This window comes from Marinobacter sp. MIT930201, assembly GCF_047122665.1.
GTDB classification, from domain to species: domain Bacteria; phylum Pseudomonadota; class Gammaproteobacteria; order Pseudomonadales; family Oleiphilaceae; genus Marinobacter; species Marinobacter salarius.
Window position 1 is genome coordinate 553,037 of the sequence record NZ_CP138916.1, and the last position, 19,047, is coordinate 572,083.

At 55.8% G+C, this 19,047-nt stretch carries 12 protein-coding genes and 1 pseudogene; 8 read left to right on the top strand and 5 right to left on the bottom strand.

What is annotated here, in order from left to right; translation table 11 throughout:
* Positions 1 to 4 precede the first annotated feature (4 nt).
* A complete protein-coding gene (locus SIC19_RS02640) occupies positions 5 to 385 on the bottom strand; it encodes a hypothetical protein (protein ID WP_036206183.1) in 381 nt (126 codons plus the stop codon).
* Positions 386 to 526: 141 nt separating this feature from the next.
* Between SIC19_RS02640 and dmeF the strand changes: the two genes are divergently transcribed.
* Positions 527 to 1,480: a CDF family Co(II)/Ni(II) efflux transporter DmeF gene (gene dmeF / locus SIC19_RS02645; RefSeq protein ID WP_075194525.1), complete on the top strand. Its 954-nt coding sequence runs from the start codon at positions 527 to 529 to the stop codon at positions 1,478 to 1,480.
* Between the two features lie 155 nt (positions 1,481 to 1,635).
* Positions 1,636 to 2,289, top strand: coding sequence for a hypothetical protein (locus SIC19_RS02650; protein ID WP_075194524.1), 654 nt, complete (start codon positions 1,636 to 1,638; stop codon positions 2,287 to 2,289).
* Between the two features lie 5 nt (positions 2,290 to 2,294).
* On the opposite strand, the gene SIC19_RS02655 is transcribed toward SIC19_RS02650, so the two are convergent.
* On the bottom strand, positions 2,295 to 2,918 hold the full coding sequence (locus tag SIC19_RS02655; RefSeq protein WP_007151771.1) for an L-threonylcarbamoyladenylate synthase: 624 nt from the start codon (positions 2,916 to 2,918) through the stop codon (positions 2,295 to 2,297).
* Positions 2,915 to 3,259, bottom strand: coding sequence for a BolA family protein (locus SIC19_RS02660; protein WP_075194523.1), 345 nt, complete (start codon positions 3,257 to 3,259; stop codon positions 2,915 to 2,917). Before SIC19_RS02660 ends, SIC19_RS02655 begins: the two co-directional genes overlap by 4 nt.
* A 123-nt stretch (positions 3,260 to 3,382) precedes the next feature.
* On the opposite strand from SIC19_RS02660, the gene SIC19_RS02665 reads away from it, so the two are divergent.
* The 4 genes from SIC19_RS02665 to SIC19_RS02680 all read left to right on the top strand — a co-directional run bounded on the left by SIC19_RS02665 (position 3,383) and on the right by SIC19_RS02680 (position 10,628).
* A complete protein-coding gene (locus SIC19_RS02665; protein ID WP_075194522.1) occupies positions 3,383 to 5,548 on the top strand; it encodes a DNA topoisomerase 3 in 2,166 nt (721 codons plus the stop codon).
* 114 nt (positions 5,549 to 5,662) lie between these two features.
* Positions 5,663 to 6,388, top strand: a complete 726-nt coding sequence (locus tag SIC19_RS02670) for a response regulator transcription factor (protein ID WP_075194521.1) — start codon at positions 5,663 to 5,665, stop codon at positions 6,386 to 6,388.
* 1 nt (position 6,389) lies between these two features.
* Positions 6,390 to 8,027 (top strand): FecR domain-containing protein, encoded by a 1,638-nt coding sequence (locus SIC19_RS02675; RefSeq protein WP_075194520.1) that lies wholly within the window; start codon positions 6,390 to 6,392, stop codon positions 8,025 to 8,027.
* A gap of 33 nt (positions 8,028 to 8,060) precedes the next feature.
* On the top strand, positions 8,061 to 10,628 hold the full coding sequence (locus SIC19_RS02680) for a CHASE2 domain-containing protein (protein ID WP_075194519.1): 2,568 nt from the start codon (positions 8,061 to 8,063) through the stop codon (positions 10,626 to 10,628).
* A gap of 46 nt (positions 10,629 to 10,674) precedes the next feature.
* Here the strand turns inward: SIC19_RS02680 and SIC19_RS02685 are convergent, their stop codons facing one another.
* Positions 10,675 to 11,136, bottom strand: a complete 462-nt coding sequence (locus SIC19_RS02685) for a fibronectin type III domain-containing protein (protein WP_227517763.1) — start codon at positions 11,134 to 11,136, stop codon at positions 10,675 to 10,677.
* 297 nt (positions 11,137 to 11,433) lie between these two features.
* On the opposite strand from SIC19_RS02685, the pseudogene SIC19_RS02690 reads away from it, so the two are divergent.
* Together SIC19_RS02690 and SIC19_RS02695 are read left to right on the top strand one after the other, a co-directional pair.
* A pseudogene (locus tag SIC19_RS02690) lies at positions 11,434 to 12,288 on the top strand (transposase); the annotation flags it as partial.
* A 233-nt stretch (positions 12,289 to 12,521) separates the two neighbouring features.
* On the top strand, positions 12,522 to 18,008 hold the full coding sequence (locus tag SIC19_RS02695; RefSeq protein WP_219496095.1) for a hypothetical protein: 5,487 nt from the start codon (positions 12,522 to 12,524) through the stop codon (positions 18,006 to 18,008).
* Here the strand turns inward: SIC19_RS02695 and SIC19_RS02700 are convergent.
* On the bottom strand, positions 17,990 to 18,847 hold the full coding sequence (locus tag SIC19_RS02700; RefSeq protein ID WP_219496097.1) for a hypothetical protein: 858 nt from the start codon (positions 18,845 to 18,847) through the stop codon (positions 17,990 to 17,992). The genes SIC19_RS02695 and SIC19_RS02700 overlap by 19 nt on opposite strands.
* Between the last annotated feature and the right edge of the window lie 200 nt (positions 18,848 to 19,047).

Below are 19,047 nucleotides of genomic sequence, written 5' to 3' on the forward strand. Positions count from 1 at the left end.
GTTTTCAGGCTTTCGGAGGCCGATAAAGTGCGGATGTCTGCTCCGGCAGAGGAGACGGCGTTCTTTGAAGCACAGGCTTGTCCTGCCTGTGGAAAAGCGGCACTGCATCCAGCTTCAGGGGCACGTGCTTTTCGACTGCGCCAATCGCATGGAGTAGCAGGTGGTCCTGGTCCGTCATTTCAACTGTCGAAACATGGAGATGATCGAGAGAGGACGGATGGATATGCCCATGGTTCTGGACAAATTCTGCAAGAGATAGACTCTGTGATGCATCGTGAACGTTCTGATCTGAAGCCCAGGCAAGACGAAAAAGCATCATGAGTGACAGCATGGTCACCACAAAAATACGTCTGCCGGTGGAAAATTGGGCCTGGTTAATGAACACTTCGTATCTCGTTAGCGTCGATCTTTGGACAGGAAGACTATCCAAGTACGATCTGCTTTGCAAAGGTGCGCATTTAAAGCGCCTGGTTCCAGGCAGGGGGCAACCTCTAACCATCCACTACTCAATTTCAGGAGCGCGTCTATGCATCACGAACGACTGGACCAATGGCAACACGATCACGTCTTCGGGCAGAACCACAAGCGCTCCGGCGAAACTCGCACGCTCATCGTTGTGGCCTTGACCCTGGCGATGATGGGTTGGGAAATTTTCGCAGGGATCATTTATGGCTCAATGGCGTTGCTTGCCGACGGCCTGCATATGGGATCACACGCCGTAGCTCTTGGCATTGCCGCTTTTGCCTATACGTACGCACGCAAAAACGCAGGTAGCGCACGGTTTTCTTTTGGCACAGGGAAAGTCAACGCCTTGGGAGGCTTTACCGGGGCGATTCTATTGGCTGTCTTTGCCCTCTACATGGTCATCGAAAGTGTTGGGCGCTTTATCCAGCCGGTCGGAATTTCATTTGATGGCGCAATATTTGTGGCCTTTATCGGCCTGGTGGTCAATGGGATTTCCGCCTGGATACTGGGTGAGAAAGGACATGACCATGGCCATGATCACAGCCACGGGCACGACCATCACAGCCATCACAGCCATCACAGCCATCACAGCCACGATGATCATAACCGCAGGGCGGCATATCTTCATGTGCTCGCCGATGCCCTGACGTCGGTATTGGCAATCGTCGCCCTTCTGGCCGGGAAATACGCAGGATGGAACTGGATGGACCCGATGATGGGCATTATCGGTGCCACGCTGGTGACGCGCTGGTCCTGGCTTCTGGTCAAAGACACCTCAAGGGTCCTCCTCGACGAGCAGCATCAGGACATGGAGGAAGCGGTAAAACAGGCAATAGAGGACGGCGATGCCAAAGTCAGTGATCTGCATGTTTGGGCGATTGGGCCAAACATTCATGCGGCCATTGTCTCGGTTGTTTCCCACCAGCCTGAGTCAGCCACCGCTTACAAAAACCGCATTCAGAACCAGTGCCGGTCACTGGTACATGTAACAGTTGAACCGCTAAGGTGTGACTGAATCCGGGGGCTGACTACTGACAGGCGGCGCAGTCATCCTGGCCACTCAAGGTGCCCCTCAACAATAAGTCGCGATGGCCCGCTTTGTGCATCCACCTCCCCTAGACACCAAAACCGTCAACATTTCCCCAGTGACCATAGGAGGGGACCAATGCCATGTCGCTGCTCACATCGCTGATCAAAGCCAGCACCCAGTTCCAGCAAGCCATGGAAAAGAAACAGCCGGCGGGGTCGGGCAATGCGTTGCCAAAGCCCGCTGCACCAGAGGCACCGGTCTCCGCAACCGATGACCGGTTTACCCTGTCGGAACGAGCGGGCTTCGATACCGGCCACCCCAAATCCACCCGCTTGCAGATGGCGGAGTACAAGCAAACCGTCGGGCAGGACCTTGCCTATATGCGGGAAACGCTGCGGCATAAACTTGCCGAATACAAACTGAGCCCCGCAACCAGCGTGGAAGTGTCAAAGAGCGACGAAGGCAAGATCAGCATTGGCGGTGGTATACCGGAGGAAACCCGCAGCCGCATCGAACACGACCTGAACAATAGCAAACCCTTCCGGGAGGCATTCAGCCGGCTCAGCGCCAGCGAACCCACCCTGCATTTTGTGGACAACGCGCTCAAGTTGAACAAGGCATACGGCGTGAACAATTCACTGCTGGACACCCTGGTCAGCGACAACCAGCAATTCAACGGCCTGCAGGACCTTGCGCACCGCTACGACAGCCTGCGCAGGACTATCAGTACCGATCAGGCCACCAACTACGCAGACCGCAAAAATTTCGCCCTGAGCCTGAACACCCGGGCCTGACTCCGTTAAATCCGGAAGGGCTCTGGGTCCCCTTTGCCGACGCGAGTCACCTCCGGCGCATCCCCGGTCATATTCACCACGGTGGTCGCCTCCAGGCCGCAAAAACCGCCATCGATGATCAGGTCCAGCTCGTGTTCCAGAGTTTCCCGGATGTCATATGGGTCGGTCATCGGGTCCTCGTCGCCCGGCAATATCAACGTACTGCTCATGATAGGTTCGCCCAGTTCCGCCAACAGCGCCTGCACAATTGCATTGTCCGGCACCCGCATGCCAATGGTTTTACGCTTGGGGTGTAACAGACGGCGTGGTACTTCACTGGTGGCGTCCAGAATGAATGTGTAAGCCCCCGGCGTGAAGTTCTTGAGCAGCCGATACTGGGTGTTGTCGACCTTCGCGAACACACCGATGTCCGAAAGGTCCCGGCACATCAGGGTGAAGTTGTGCTTGTCATCCAGGCGGCGAATGCGCTTTATCCGGTCCGCTGCCTGCTTGTCACCGAGGTGGCAGCCAATGGCGTAGGCGGAATCCGTCGGATACACAATAACGCCTCCCTTGCGGAGAATATCCACGGCCTGGTTGATCAGCCGCTTCTGGGGCGTTTCCGGGTGAATCTGGAAGAACTGGCTCACTGGCCACCTCCGGATGCAAAGGCCGGATCATTCTTGGAGCCGCCCATGCAATTAGGAGAATCAGGCGCAGCCTGGCCGGAACTCTCCCACTCCTGTGGTGAATACACATGCAGCGCCAGGGCGTGGACGCCACCGGCCATTTCGTCCGCCAGTATTTTGTAGATGGCTTGGTGCCGCTTGACCTTACCCTGCCCCTCGAACTCTGAAGACACCAGAGTCACCTTGAAATGGGTTTCAGAGTTCGGCGGTACGTTATGTTTGTGGCTCTCGTTTTCAACCATGAGGTGTTGGCTGTCGAAAGCGCTTGTCAGCTTTTGCTCAATGGCTTGTTGTGTGGACATAAACAGGCCTGCTCCTGATTGAATGTGTTACGGAACAGTCTACTACACCAAACGCTATGTTACCTTGACAGGATACAGACAAAGCGCCATCTTCCATCCCCACCCGAAAACTGCTTCCGACTTATGCGCCTGTACATTGCTGAAAAACCAAGCCTGGGCCGGGCAATTGCTGCTGCCCTCCCCGCTCCCCATCAGAAGGGGAACGGATGGATTCGTTGCGGCGAAGGAAGCAACGCCAGCACCGTTAGCTGGTGTATCGGCCATCTATTGGAACCGGCGGAACCCGGCCAGTACGACCCGCGCTGGAAAAAATGGCGACAGGAAGATCTGCCTCTATTTCCCGGGCGCTGGGAGGTGATGCCTAAAGACAGCGTACGCCAGCAGCTCAAGGTATTGGAGTCTCTGGTCCGCAGGGCGGAGACCATTGTCCATGCCGGCGATCCGGACCGGGAAGGCCAACTGCTGGTGGACGAAGTCATCCGCTACACCGGTGCCACCTGTCCGGTGCAGAGAATCCTGATCAACGACCTGACTCCGGCGGCCGTGGCAAAGGCCATCCAGGCTCCCAAGGACAATCGTGAGTTTCGCCGCCTGTCGCATTCCGCCCTCGCCCGCCAGCGGGCGGACTGGCTCTACGGCATTAATCTTACCCGTTTTTATACCCTGTCCTACCAGCAGCAGGGCCAGCAGGGCGTGTATTCCGTCGGCCGTGTACAAACCCCGGTGCTGGGGTTGGTGGTGGAGCGGGACAACACCATTGAGAACTTCCAGCCGAAACCTTTTTTCCGCGTTCAGGCGACGTGCCACGCGGTGGATGAGGAATCGGACCAGCAATCGTTTACGGCACGCTGGCAGCCCTCGGAAGCCTACCGGGAATACCTGGATGAAGAAGACCGTTTGTTGGACAGCGATGTCGCCAGGCAGATTGCCGAGGCCGTAGAAGGACGGCCCGGCAAAGTTACGGAATCCCGTTTCCGCGACAGGAACGAAACGCCGCCCCTGCCATTCTCACTTTCTGCCCTGCAGATCGAGGCGGGGCGACTGTTCCGCATGGGCGCGAAAGACGTATTGGACACCGCCCAAAACCTGTACGAACGCCACCAGTTGATTACCTATCCCCGTTCGGACTGCCGTTATCTGCCGGAAGGTCATTTTGACCAGCGTCAGAGTGTGGTGCAGGCCATTGGCAATGTCGCCGGCGAACTGGCGACAGCCTGCGAGGCAACGGACCTCAACCGCCGCACCGAAGCCTGGAACGACAAGAAGGTAGATGCCCACCACGCTATCATCCCTACGGCCAGAAAGGCGCCCAATGGACGTCTGAGCGAAGCTGAGAGGAACATTTACGAACTGATCAGCCGGTATTACCTGATGCAGTTCAGCGCCGACGCCATTCACCGGGAAGGCAAGTTAACTGTCGGGATTGGCGAACACGCGTTCAGGGCGACAGAAACCGCTGTTCTTCAGCCGGGTTGGAAAACCCTGGAAATTCGCCAGCGGGAAAGCCGACAGGAGGCCGCCAAAGCGCCCCTCCCCCGCCTGGAGAACGGTGACCCCATACTCTGTGACTCAGTGGACATCGCCGAGCGTAAAACCCAGCCACCCCAATATTTCACCGACGCCACGCTGCTGTCAGCGATGACCAACATCGCTCGCTTTGTCAGCGATCCAGAACTTCGCAAAACTCTGCGTGAGACCGATGGGCTGGGTACTGAGGCCACACGAGCGGCGATTATTGATACCCTGTTCCGGCGCGACTATCTATACCGGGACAAGCGCCACATCCGGTCAACGCCGAAGGGAAAGGCGTTGATCGATTCATTGCCGGAATCCGTCAGCAAGCCGGATATGACGGCCATTTGGGAAGCCACCCTGGAAAGTATTCGCCGCGGCGAAGGCAATCCCAAGCAGTTTATTGCAGACCTGAAAGAACAGATACGCGGGTTCATCAACACCCCCGAGCAGGAAGCCACGACTTCTCCACCAGGCGAGGGACAGCCGCACTGCCCCAAGTGCCGCGCTCCCATGCGCCAGCGCGAGGGCAAGTTTGGTGCCTTCCACGCCTGCACCCGCTTTCCGGACTGCAAAGGCACGCGGCCCATTGAGGACCAGTCGCCGGCGGATGGCACGGGAGAAAAACCCATTCCCTGCCCGCACTGCTTTTCGCCCCTGGTGCGCAGAAAAGGTAAAAAAGGCTGGTTCTGGGGTTGCAGTAGTTTCCCCGGCTGCCGACAAACACTGGATGACGACAACGGAAAGCCTGCGATCCGTTTACGCAACACTACATAACGACACTGAAGCGGAATTGCGGATTTGTAATAATGTGAAGCGGAATTCAATACCCATTCCCCGCCGTCGGCCGGGAAGCCTGAATATGACAAATTTGATGTCGGGAGACGTTTGATGCGAATTGCCCTGCTTGAGGACGAACATGAACAGGCTCAGCACATTCAGTCTGTGTTGTCCGAGCGCGGGCACCACTGCGACAGTTTTCCGTCAGGCCAGGCATTTCTGAGCGCGGTCCTTCACCGCAGCTATGATCTGCTGGTGATGGATTGGCAAATACCCGACATGACCGGGATTGAGGTTCTGGAAAGCGTACGTGCGCAGTTGAACTGGCAGATTCCGGTGGTGTTTCTCACCCAGCGCGACAGCGAGACGGACATCGTACGTGCGCTGGATGCTGGTGCTGACGACTACCTCGCCAAACCCGCTCGCGAGGCAGAACTGGTGGCGCGCATCAATGCATTGGCACGTCGCACCAGCCCCGATACCGAAAAAGAATCGTTGCAGTACGGCCCTTTCGAGATCAATACCCAGCTTCGGACCATTGCGCTTCACGGCAACGTGCTGACGCTGACCGACAAGGATTTTGACCTGACCCTGTTCCTGTTCCAGAACCAGGGCCGGCTACTGACCCGCGAGATGCTGCTTGAGCGGGTATGGGGACTGGCGAAAGACATCAATACCCGTACCGTGGACACGCACATGAGCCGGCTTCGCCGCAGACTGGGCCTTAATCCCGAAAACGGCTTCCGCATCAAGACCATTTACCAGCGCGGCTATCGTCTTGAGGCCATGAAAGCCTCTGGCCCGGATGAGAACGTACCGGTCATGGAACAAGCCTGACATGAGTCAATGCGTCACCCTGCGAACGTTCACCGGTTTGCTGCTCCTAATCAGCTCCCTGGCGGCGTTGCCAGTACAGGCGGAACTTTCGGTCACCCGGGGCTCCCAGGCGGCCACTGCTACCCCTGAATCCAATGCGACGCCGGAGTGGATCTATACGGTACGACCCGGTGAACATTTTGCGGAGATCGCTGACGCATTGTTGTCCAAGGATATTCCCGCCATTCGCCTGCTACAGCATAACGGCATCGATAACCCCGCCAAGGTGGGCAGTGGAGACAACCTGAGAATTCCCCTTGCCTGGCTTCAGCGCCAACCCAACCCTGCGCGGGTCAACTCGGTGACCGGGTCGGTGCAACTGATTTCCGGTAGTGACGGCACCAAACGCCCCCTGACCAGCGATTCCCTGATTCGGGTGGGTGATGAAATCCGGTCACAGGCTGGCACGGCAACCATCGAACTTGCTGACGGCTCTGTAGTGCGGATATCACCGCATTCCCGCCTCGCCTTCAATCGCCTGACGCAGTATGGGAAGTCCGGCATGGTGGACACCCGCCTGCGCCTCAATCAGGGCGAAATTGAAACCCAGGTGAAACCCGTGATCGAGGGCGGTTCACGTTTTGAGATCGAAACGCCCTCCGCGGTGGCGGCAGTCAGGGGCACCATGTTTACCCTCAGGACTGCGCCCGGCATGACCGATCTACGGGTTACCGAGGGCGAGGTATCGTTTGGCCCGCCGGGGCAAACACGCCGGATTCCAGCTGGTTATAGCGCCAGCGTTTCAACCGCAGGTGTGGGCAGAATGAGCATCCGTCGCCTGCCCCCAGCCCCGGAGATTAACCCCCTGCCGCAGCAGTTGAAGCAACTTCCTGCACAGTTGAGCTGGACGCCCAACGGAGCCAACAGCCATCGCGTGGATATCTTTGATGCCGAGTCCGGCCGCTGGATTAACAGCAGCGAAGTCAGCGACAATGATTTCGATATTAACCTGCTGGACAATGGCCGCTACGAGATTCACCTTGCCGCCATCGACAATCGTGGCATGGCAGGCATGCCCGGCGTCATGTCTTTCGAAGTCGACCTACAGGCCCGGACTGCCGCACTGGAACAACCGGAACCAGGCGCGACCGTTAACGACGACATGCCCGAGTTCCGATGGCAATTGCGCGGCGAAAACGAAGTCGCCCGGGTGGAAATTGCGGAGGACAAAGACTTTGGAAACACGATTGCCACCAGCGAGTGGGCGCCTGATGAAAGCGCACTGCCTTCTCGACCACTGACACCGGGACAATACTACTGGCGGGTGGTCACCGAGGCCGGCGGCAATTCTGTGGCCACGAGTGAGGCACGCTCGCTGGTCGTGAACGGGACCCTGCCACCGGTTCGCATCATCAGTGTCAACTACGTCGATAGCCAGGTAAGGGTATTCTGGCAGAGGGTGGATACTGCAACCGATTATCGCCTGCAGCTGTCTGAAGAACCGGGATTTAACAACATCATCAAAGAGGCTACGCTGTCGGATACCACTGCGGCCTTGCGCCTCATTCCCGGAAGACGGTATTTTGTTCGCCTGAAAGCCCTCTCTGACGGTCCGCTCGAAAGCCGGTGGGGACCAGGGAGGGAATTGTTTCTGGAATAACCCACAATTTCCTGATACCCGACAGCAGGCCCCATGACCCGGAACTGGTTTCCCATTAAAACAACACCTTGGACGCTGGGCCTGCCACTACTGACATTTTTGCTACTGTTCCAGACGACCTCTGCTCCGGAGCGCCTGGACTTCTGGCTTTACGACACCCTTATCACCGCAACACCCGCAGAACCGGCCGATGACGTCGTTGTTATCGCCATTGACGAACTGAGCATGGATCGCCTGGGGCGCTGGCCCTGGCCACGGACAACCCATGCACAGCTCATTGAGAAACTCCATCAGGCCGGCGCCAAAACGATTGTCTTCGACATCCTGTTCCCCGAACCATCGCCGGCAGACCAAGCAATGGCCAACGCCATGCAGAAACACGGCAACGTCATCCTGCCGCTTCATCTGTCACCGCCCTCCCGGCACTACCTGATCAGCGAACAACTTCCCGCCCCTGCGTTGGCGTCCGCAGCTGCAACGCTTGGGCACGCCCACGTGGAGCTTGACGAAGACGGCTTGGCGCGAGGACTTTATCTGTTCAATGGCCTGGGCGATCAGCTATGGCCCAGCCTGGCACTGGCGGCCTCTGATACACCGTCACCGGGCCCGGAAATATCCAGTGTGCCGCCCTACACAAACGTCAGACAGCACTACCGCGCCATTCCAATGGCTGGTGGTGCCGGGACGCTGCCTTCCCACTCCTATACCAAGGTGCTTGATGGGCAATTCCCAAAGGATGCTTTCAAAGGGCAAACCGTGTTTGTGGGTGCAACCGCACCGGGTTTTGGCGACATCCTGCCCACCCCGTTTTCGGGCCTCAATCAGCCCATGTCCGGCGTTGAGTTCCACGCCAACAGTTATTCCGCATTGGTGAAAGACGAACTGATATCACGGGTATCGAAGCCTATTGCGATTGGTCTCGCCGTTTTTATCATCGCTCTATTGTCGTTCACCCTACCCCGCATGCGACCGGCACGTAGCATTTTGCTCTGTTTGACGAGCCTCGGCTTATTGGCTCTCCTGCATGCGCTACTGTTGGTCGGAGCCAAGCTCTGGCTACCGATCTCCCACGCCATCGTAATTCCCCTGCTGGCGCTGCCCGTATCCAGCGCACTACGGCTGGCCATGACCAACAGCTTCCTCAACCGGCAGCTTGACGAGCTTGCCCGCGGGCCCACCATGACCCTCGAAGAGCCGTCACTGAGGCACCCACCGCAACTGCTCAGCCATTTCCAGGCCCTGCTTCAACCAGAGGGCTGGCTGTTAGCTGAAGGTGATGACGTGATGACGTCTTCTGGTCTGGCCGCCGATGATATCCCGCCACTGGACACCCCGGGCCAATGGCATCACATTGATGGCCAAAGCTGGGTCAGCCTGATACGCAATGGCGTTACCTACAAAATCGGGCTCAAGCTGCCCAACGACCTGAGCCGGGAGGCCATCCAGCGCTACCTCCGCCGTTTGCCGCTGTCCAGCACCCAGGAGCCGGTGCGTAAAACGGGGCCAAGGGAAAACATCTCCGCTCGAATCGAGCGAGTACGCGTGGCGACCGAGCGCATGAGTCAGATGCAGAGGTTTATCAGGCGCAGCTTCGAACGCATGCCGGACGGCATTATCGTAACCGACGAGTTAGGCGTTATCCGCTTTGCCAACGGCCACATTGAAGAATGGTTTCGTGAACCCATGCCAAGCCTTAGCGGCCTGCCCCTGGCCAGACTTCTGGAGGGACATGACCCACGGGACAATCCGCCCTGGCATGAAACCGTCTCGGAAACCCTCACGCTGGCTCAGAGCCGCACAGTGGACCTACGGATTCGCGATATGGATTTCCTGATTCACTTCGCGCCGTTTTCACTGCCTGACAGCGATCAGAACGGCATTATCGCCAACATATCGGATATCTCGGAACTCAGGGAACAACAGCGCCAGCACCGGGAGGCCATCGACTTCATTTCTCACGATGTTCGCTCGCCCCTGGTTTCACAACTTGCACTGATCGAACAGCTCAAGCGGAATCGTGGCCATATCGAGCCGGAACAGCTCGACCAATTGGGTCGGCTAGCGAAGCGCAGTTATCATCTTGCTGAAGAATTCGTGCAGCTTGCCAGGGCCGAACAGTTAACCGAAACCCGCTTTTACGAGTGCGAGTTTTTAGCCATTGTTGAGAACGCCCGCGACAGCGTCAGCGAGCAGGCTGCCGAGAAAGGCATTCAGCTGTTACTTCAGGGAACAGAGGATTTATGGCTGAAAGGAAATGCGGAACTGCTTGAACGTGCCGTGATCAACCTTCTGACCAACGCCGTGCAGTACAGCCCATCCGGATCGATCGTCAACATTCAGGTTTTTCAGGCCGGCCATCAGGCGTGCCTGACTGTAAGCGACGAGGGGGAAGGCATTGCTCCGGAAGAAATCCCCTACCTGTTTGATCGCTATCAGCGCCAGAAAAGCAGCGAGCTGTCTGGCAATCATGGCACCGGGCTCGGGCTGTCGTTCGTGAACGTTGTGGTCGAAAAGCATCGCGGTGAAATAACCCTTCGCTCCCGACCCGGGGAAGGGTCGGCCTTTACCCTCAAACTGCCGATTGCGCATCCATTGGGGTAACAGCAAGGCCGAGCATACACTTCATGTCAGAGATCCGTTGTCTGAACTAGATGGTTTTGCTGACCGGCGCCGATGGCGCGCTCATCAAGCCATCAACATCTTCCACCTGAATCGTGAAGTACCAGGTGCCCGCCGACAAGTTCTCAACGTCATAGCTCATCGTTTCCAAGCCTCCGACATTGTCGACTTGAACTTGTTTGTCGAGGTTATTCCTATCCGTTCCGTACCTGATAACGTAGCGCTCCAAATCGTACGGACTTAGATCATCGCCGTTTTCACGATCGGTGGGCGCATTCCAGCTGAGCGACGCCGAGCGGTCAACCACTCCCTCGCCACCACCGCTCGGTGGTGGATTGCCCTCGGAACCACCTGAGCCAACCCCCGTGCTATCGCCTGTACCTGCAGTGCTCTCTGAGCTACCAGAAGAACCGCCCCCACAGCCTGTGAGGACCAATCCTAAAAACAACGCGGCAATCCATGCCTGTGACACTTTGATGACGCGTTTCATATGTATTTCACACCAATAAATTGCCGAATTTGTTAAATTGTATAAAACGTGGGCAAGTATCGATGTGAATGGTGTCATTTCCCAAGTTACGATTTTGTCAATTTTTCGACAGATAACCGTAATGAAGCAACTGAGGATACTGATTAACCGGGCAATTTTTTGCCCGAAAGGCGATAAATGGCGGTTATTTTTGGTACGAAAGTATTAGATTTAAGGAAAGCCGACTGGATAGGAGTTGCAAAAGGGTCGAAAAATATGCAGGGCGGAACTAAATCCTGAAGTAGACCGAACAGGCACAAAAAAGATCCGGACAGTGGCTATATGGTTCGGGAAGGTAAGCCCAAGGGGTTCTTCTACCTGGACCACCGAACCGTTGATGGTCGCAACGCCATCATCACGGACAGTTACGCCACGCCAGCCAACCTGCATGACAGCCGCCCTTATCTGGACAGACTGGATCGCCAATGTGAGCGCTTTGGCTTCGATGTCTGGGGCGTGGGGTTGGATGCGGGCTACTACACCGCCGGCATCTGTAAGGGGCTGGAAGACCGGGGCCTTTACGGGGTGATGGGCTACCGGCGGCCGAACAAGCCCAAGGGCTACCTTCCAAAACGGGCCTTCACTTACGACCCCGAGACCAACAGCTATCGCTGTCCGCAAGGCCAGCAACTGATCTACGCCACCACCAATCGCCTTGGCTACCGGGAGTACAAATCCAACCCCACGAACTGCAAAGACTGCCCGCTGCTGAGTCAATGCACGCGCAGCGCCAACCACGTCAAAGTACTGACCCGGCATGTCTGGCAGGACAGCAAGGACCGAACGGACAGCTACCGGTTAACCCCGTGGGGCAAGGCACTCTACAAACGACGACAGGAAACCGTGGAGCGGTCGTTCGCCGATGCCAAGCAGTTGCATGGTCACCGTTACGCTCGCTTGCGAGGGCTCTCGAAGGTGCGTGAGCAATGCCTGTTGGCCGCTGCTGCCCAGAATATGAAGAAGATCGCGCAGATCCTGGCGCGTCTTTTATGGCTCAAATCCTTTGGGATGCCGGACTTGCAGGGCCAAATTCGGAAATGGGCCCGGAAAATGGCTTGTCTGGCGTATTGGCAATCCGATCGGGAATATTGGGCTCAATCCATCGCCAATTGAATTTAAAACACCCAAATGCAACGAACCCCGGAAAACCGGGGTTCGTCAGCAATCTGAGCCGGTCAAAGACCGGCTTTTTATAAGTGGTAGCGGGGGCAGGATTCGAACCTACGACGGTTATGAGACTGAAAATTATCACCCACTTTTTTTGTGCCAAATTGTATTAAAATGTCTTAAATTGATGTATGAATTAAAGTTTCAGGAGCAAGAGGCTTTGGAGACTAGGTACATTAATGGGGAAAGACGACCATCAGAATTGGCACAGGATTGAGGAATCAAACGACAGCAATTCGACCGTAAGGCTCGCTGGACGTCATTTTAAAACGCTCAAAACCTGGGCGGAGCAACACGACGTATCCGAGATTTTTGAGGCCATTGCTCTCACCTTTGGCTTTACCGAGAACTTCACGATTATCGGTAACCTTTCGCGCGCACTGTCCGATTCAGATTCCCAGGCCATACTTACACAGTGGGCTGATAACCCATACATCTATCAGCTGAACAAGCTGATCACGGCCTACAACCAAGACATAAAAGTCTCTTCAGACTTCGCAGGCATTCCTCAAGGCGTATCTCGAGCCAATACCAAAAGTACTCTCCGCGCTGCCGGGGCCGATATCAAGCACCAGCACTTCCTGCTCGAAATGATCGTGCAACCGTTGGCACTATCCGGTTCTGAATCATTGGGCCGCCTCCGCAAAACCCTGAGAATCTGGCTCGTCGTGCAGGCCCTTGAACGGTCGGTCGAGCATTCCTGTTACCACGACAACGAAATACGACAGGTCGCCAGCGCACTCTGTTTATCCGGCCAGGACGATAAATGGGGAGCTATTGACTCAGTCCTTGCGATGTCTTTGCAGACTTGCCCGTCGGATCGTTATTTCTACGGGCAGTTCACCCTTGCGATCCGACACTCTGCCATACAATTGCTACCTCTTCATTCAGAGCCAACCCAACGCAAACAACGTCTGTTACTAAATTCCCTTCAAAGGGTAGCCGAAGGTCAACGAAATCCAATCGTAACTCACCGAACAGAACGCTTGTCCGCATCGTCTTTCAGCGGACCATTCAAGAGTAAAGCCCCATCCCTCATCCTCGATAAGCAAACTGGAGCACCCCAAGTTCTGGCTCTTTCAGACAGAGAGAGCAGCTCTGGCGATGAAGAAGGGCTTGAACAGCTGATCCTGTTCGACGTCAACCCGCAAGAGACTCCAGAACAGCAACAACTGTCCGGCCGAAGCATTCTGCTGCAAACGTCAGAGCTATCGCATTACCTGCCATGGTCATGGGACAAGCCGCTTCCCCCGGAAACGCACCTTCTTGAGCAGTGGCTAACAAGCACCCTTGCTAACGATGAACTTCCGGAACAACTCGGCGCAGCCCTGGTATGGCTGGCGCTTCACTTTGGGCGATCTTTGGAGTTTGTATTGGAATTCCAGATTACCGATGGCGCTCAGGCGGAGTGGAGCCTCTCCAGTGACTTTGAGTCAGCACATCGCCAAACACCCAGGCGCCATAGTTCCTGGACTCCCGGCAAGGCAGATGAGTCACTCATTGAGTCATTTGAGAAATCTTTATGCACTGCTCTGCCCGAACGGATCCAGGAAGTACTTCGGAAAGCGAGTCAGTCATATCAAGAGAGCTCGTCACTGCGACAACTATGGGGGCAGGCTTGCCCGGATACCCTGCAAACCTGGTTCAGACAACATGCGCGCCAGCACTTTCCCAGGCTCTCCAGCGCCAAACTCGCCAATGCCCAACCTCAACGGGTTTTTAACGAACAAGGCGACCACTCTCTCGCAAGACTGATCTCAGCCCACCCCCGCAGTGCCCTTCCAGCAGCCTGCGGCTACGCCAATTGGAATATTCGGCAAGTGCAGAATGGGTTTGCGCTGCCGCTTAAGCACTCATCTGTTAGCGATGAACGGGTTAACCTGCTCGGCAGCCTCCTAGCGCCGCTCGAATCGTTACTGGTTGAGGGAGTTCGAAAAGGCACCAGAAGACTATTAGACAGCGCCAAGGGAGATCCAGTCTCATTCCACAACACTCTGGTGCAATACACGGTCACCGCGCTCTATGCCGCTACGGGATGCCGTCACCTTTCCGAGCCCTTTGAATCTCTCGACCATTTTTGTGATGAGCCTCCTGCGGTCTTCATTAATGACAAAACCGAAGACGGTCTTCACAACGGCCGAATGGTGCCTCTGGCCGATGGTGCCAGAGCACTTGTTAGCGCGTATTGCGAACATCTTCGTCGTCTCCAGAAGGGTCTGGCAAATCAAGACGCGGAGCTTTCTGGTCGTATCGACCACGTACTGCAAGGCACATCCAGTTCGCTACCATTGTTTTTCTTACTGGACTCTTCTGGCTCATGGCATCCACTGAATGACGGAACCGTGCAGGGCGCCGGGCTATTCCAATGGTCTCTTCCCCAAAACCTGTTCCGGCACCGATTTGCCCAGCAGTTAGCACGATGTGGTGTCAATCCTGAAGTCATTGACGGCTGGATGGGACACGGTGAACGAGGGGCAACCACCTACAGCGATCATTCAGCACGGTGCTGGAAGGAGGATGCTGAGCGATATCACCAGACATTGAATGACTGCTTTGACCGATTAGGTTTCTTGATTCAACTACCCGAGACAACATACGACGAGATCCAGGTTCAACCCCGGAGCCAAACAGACGACTACCGTGAGCCGACGCATTTCGGTCAAGCGAAACGTCACATGGAGCGGTTGCAGGCCCGGGATCAGGCTCGCGCATTGGCCCGCAAGGATCTCGATTTGATTCTTAAAGCTAATCCACCCAACGGGGATGAGCAGCTCACCCAAACGTATGTTGATGGTGTGGTGAAAGGCATGATCTTACGCGAGAACGGGCTACCCCATCCCCGCGCTGCCATCCGTATGGAAGTGCTGATTCAATGGTTGGAGAGTTCGGGGCCACAGGCACGGCAATTTGTCCGCCACCGGCTGGCCCGTCTGGGGACGGAGCGTTCACTGTTCCGCAGCTCCTGTCCCCGGGCACTGCAAGTAATGCCTGAACTCCAGCGCTGGGCGAGCCAAACCAGACAAGCCCTCCGCCAGAGGCGACTGTCAAAATCCGATGGGCTGGCGCTGGCTGTCGCCTTCCTCGCCATCGAAAAAAGAATATCCTACCCGCAGCTACTGTCAGACCTGGTTCAGGGACTGAATTACCGGGTGATCCAGCACAAACGGCGTGTGTACCTCGAGTACAGTGAGGCACTGGAGCCTGACGACTTCGATCAGCCCGTTCAACGCCATGAGATCGACCATACCACTGCCCGACTGTTGGCAAGAGGATCGGGCATAAAGGACACAAAGGATCTCACTCGAACGCCCTCCCCCAAGCCACTGCGATCACTTCAACCTATCCTGAAAACGTCTGGACCTGAACACTGGAAGAGACAAGCAGACCTGACGCTTGCCGAGGTACTCAAGTCGTTACACCGACTTGTGGAGCAGGCTAACCTGGTCGATTTTCCCGGCATAGTCGCCGGCGCCCTGAGCGAACGAAACCCTCCGACAAGCGTCTGTTTGTACGATTACCTGAGGCTTACCGAAGGCCTCCGTTATCAAATACCGGGAATTGATACACGCGCCCCAATTTCGGCGCCGGAAGCTTTTCCAAACATCCCGGCAATGGCCTCCGCCAGCTACCCCAACGCCTTCTACGATTCATCAAAGGCATTTTTCCGGGCATTGCATGACATCCTGAATCGCTACACAAAAAGCTCCTCACAGGAAATTGCCAAGGAAATCGAGCGGCACTGTAAGTCCAATGCCCACGGGGTCAGCAGTGCCGTTTTAATGCTCGGCTACTGGATCGCCCATCTGGTCCGCAGAGGCAAAGGAAGGCCCAATCGTGCCCACAACCCCTATGCCGCCAACTCAATAAAACGTTACCTGAGTGCGCTGTCCCCGTCTTTCGGTGGCCTGGCCTATAACGCCGATCTAATGATTATGACAGAGGAGGATGTCACCGAACTGGGCGCGAGAATGCTCTCCCGGCATGCGGAAAGACAGAAGGACCTGAACTACTTCTCGGCCCGTCTCATCGAGTTTTTTGACTGGGCTGGGGAGCGTGGTGTTTCAACTCCGGACTGGGATGAGCTCGATCTGGGCGGATCACGCCGATCCGTTCGCCCCCGGCTTTTTTCAGAAGATGAATATCTGGACGCGCTTCGGATACTGCTCCGCGCTAACTCGGAAGATCCGGACCGTGGCAGGCAAGCTGCCTTTGTGCTTTTTCTTGCCTTCCGATTCGGCCTTCGGGCCCAGGAGGCCCTGGGCTTGCTGCGCTCCGATTGGTGCCAATCCGGAGAACTGACCTGGGTACTGATTCAGAGCAATGCCATTCGGTCCTTAAAGAACACCACAAACAGCCGGCGTGCGATACCCTTGCTTTTCCAGTTGGACGCCATCGAACAGACACTGATTGAAACGACACTGACTCGTTTTACAACCCGGTTTGCAGATGCCACCAATAAGCCAATATTAGGAGCTAACGACGGGACGCTCACACCCTTTGCTCGCACAATTCCCACCGACATTGCGAAGGCGCTCAAACTGGCCACTGGCAATCCGAGAACGAGCCTGCATCAGGCAAGGCATGCATTCTGTAACGTATTGACCACCGCGTTGTTTGGGATTCATACACCACTGGCTGCCAATTTGTGCAAATCCATTGATCGAGAAGCCATCATTCATATCATGCTGGGGCAACATGAGCAGCCATCTCGTCGCGGTGCAATGGCAATCGGCCGGGCACTGGGACATCAGAGCCCACGCACGCAGTTCCGCTCCTACAATCACCTCCTCACAGAGTGGGCCGATACGCTCACCCCGGTCAGATCCCACTATGCCAGCTCCATTGCAAAGGCAATTGATACCAACGAGTGGGCTGTTGAATCTCTGCCGGATCACGATGCTTTGCCAACGATCTTCTCCCAAAAGGCAGAACTGACGCCTTCGATCGTGATCGAGGCTTTACGACTTATGGCACTTGGATATCCTACAAACCGGATTGAGCACCTGTTGCGTCTTGAGCCCGGGGAATTGACAGATGTTGAAACCCTGGTCGACCGAATCAATGCGGGCATTCGATTCAAGGTATTCGATCCTGAAAAGGGGAAGAAGGCGTATGTCTATGGTCAGTCTCTACCGCGTTTTCTTCTTAAATCCCGACCCTCTGGCGTCTGGCCACGACTGCTGGAACTGGCTGAAAAACTGCCGCCCAGAAACCAACTGGCCAACTGTCGGCCTCTACCCTCATTGGATCAGGCCTCAAACCTGGTGGGCAGAAATGGCCATTTGCTCATGAACCTTCCGGAGGAGTCATACCTCCTGCGCCTTGTTGTCGACAGCTTCGAGCTACCGGAAACCTCTTTCATGGTGATGATAAAAAGTCCGCCCAGCGCTGTGCCACGCGCTCAGAATTTACTGCTCGAAGCGCAATTTGCGCCGGCAGTTGGTGTTACGACTCAATTGGATACGTTCAATGAAGACCACAGCAAAACCTTCGGACGGGCGCGATCCTACGCTGGTCTGGTTCTGGCAAAACCGGCTAGTGGCCCTCTTCACGACAGTCTTGAATTGGTGCTGGCTTACATCGCTATCGCCGCCGCCTACTGCCCGCGGACGGGCCCAATGCAGCCTTTAGCCGACTCCCAGCCAATTTACTCAAGCTTAAACTGATCCTGATCATTTGCCGCGACCTCCCTTAACTCCAGCAGCGTGATAACCGGTTTCTTTTTTTTCGGCTCGGGCTGGCTGAGCGCCTTAAACTCGAGCAGGTTTCGATTCGCAAACGCTCGCGCGACCGTGCGCAGGAAATCCAGGTTATGACAGACAATCTCGAGGCGCCCTTCATAGGGCACTTTACCGCCATCATTTGCCGCCTTTGAAAACCAAAATATTGCCGTACTTTTTTGTTCATCAAACCCCAGCGGTCTGCCCACGCCCTCAATAGTGCCGTGCGCACTTTGCTCCAACGCCAATGGCGGCATTACGCCCTGCACGGTTATCCCATGAAGATCGGTGGCACCGAACCTCACCACAAAACCCTGGGTAATCGATTTACTCGCAAACTTCGCGGCAACGTCGCCTCCGAGCTCGTTCAAAAACAGTTTTTCCTCTTCCGTGAGAACATGGTCGGTCTCCTGCTCACCAAATGATCGCTGTGAAATCAATGCCGTGAGAATGACCTGTGCAGCCGCTCGAAAGACCATGACCTCGGCTGGAGTCGTTCCAGACCCAACGAGCCGGATGACATGGGTCGCGGGATATTCAGTTCCATCCTGAGGTTCAACCCGCAACCGGGACTCGACTGCGATTGCAGGTGTTTTTCGGAAGCTCACAAAATCATTGAGAACCCGAACCATGGTGTCTTTCAATTGTTTCTGCGACGGCAAAACCAGCGCACCCTCCTCTTCAAACTCTAATGCACCGCCTGAATGAACCACGTTGGGCGCGCTTAATGGGTGTAGCACCAAGATGGCAGCATTGAGAGTCTCGCAGGATTTCTGGTTGGTCATAACTGTTAGCCCTTTACAATTTTCTGATCCCAGCCCGACCGCCACCTGTCTGTGCACAGTTGGCGTTAAGCTAACGCCTGAATTTCCATCAGAGCTTTTTACACAGCTCAGACCGGAATTTTGGCGAGAAGCCTAAAACAGTTGAAAAGTCAGGCCATTTCGGCGACACCTGTGATCTACCGAGGTAAACCAAGGGCACC

Bases quoted from the DNA above. Each gene is read 5' to 3' on its own strand.
- SIC19_RS02685 (WP_227517763.1), bottom strand. From the start codon at position 11,136: ATGAAACGCGTCATCAAAGTGTCACAGGCATGGATTGCCGCGTTGTTT.
- SIC19_RS02665 (WP_075194522.1), top strand. From the start codon at position 3,383: ATGCGCCTGTACATTGCTGAAAAACCAAGCCTGGGCCGGGCAATTGCT.
- SIC19_RS02660 (WP_075194523.1), bottom strand. From the start codon at position 3,259: ATGTCCACACAACAAGCCATTGAGCAAAAGCTGACAAGCGCTTTCGAC.
- SIC19_RS02670 (WP_075194521.1), top strand. From the start codon at position 5,663: ATGCGAATTGCCCTGCTTGAGGACGAACATGAACAGGCTCAGCACATT.
- SIC19_RS02650 (WP_075194524.1), top strand. From the start codon at position 1,636: ATGTCGCTGCTCACATCGCTGATCAAAGCCAGCACCCAGTTCCAGCAA.
- SIC19_RS02695 (WP_219496095.1), top strand. From the start codon at position 12,522: ATGGGGAAAGACGACCATCAGAATTGGCACAGGATTGAGGAATCAAAC.
- SIC19_RS02700 (WP_219496097.1), bottom strand. From the start codon at position 18,847: ATGACCAACCAGAAATCCTGCGAGACTCTCAATGCTGCCATCTTGGTG.
- dmeF (WP_075194525.1), top strand. From the start codon at position 527: ATGCATCACGAACGACTGGACCAATGGCAACACGATCACGTCTTCGGG.
- SIC19_RS02680 (WP_075194519.1), top strand. From the start codon at position 8,061: ATGACCCGGAACTGGTTTCCCATTAAAACAACACCTTGGACGCTGGGC.
- SIC19_RS02675 (WP_075194520.1), top strand. From the start codon at position 6,390: ATGAGTCAATGCGTCACCCTGCGAACGTTCACCGGTTTGCTGCTCCTA.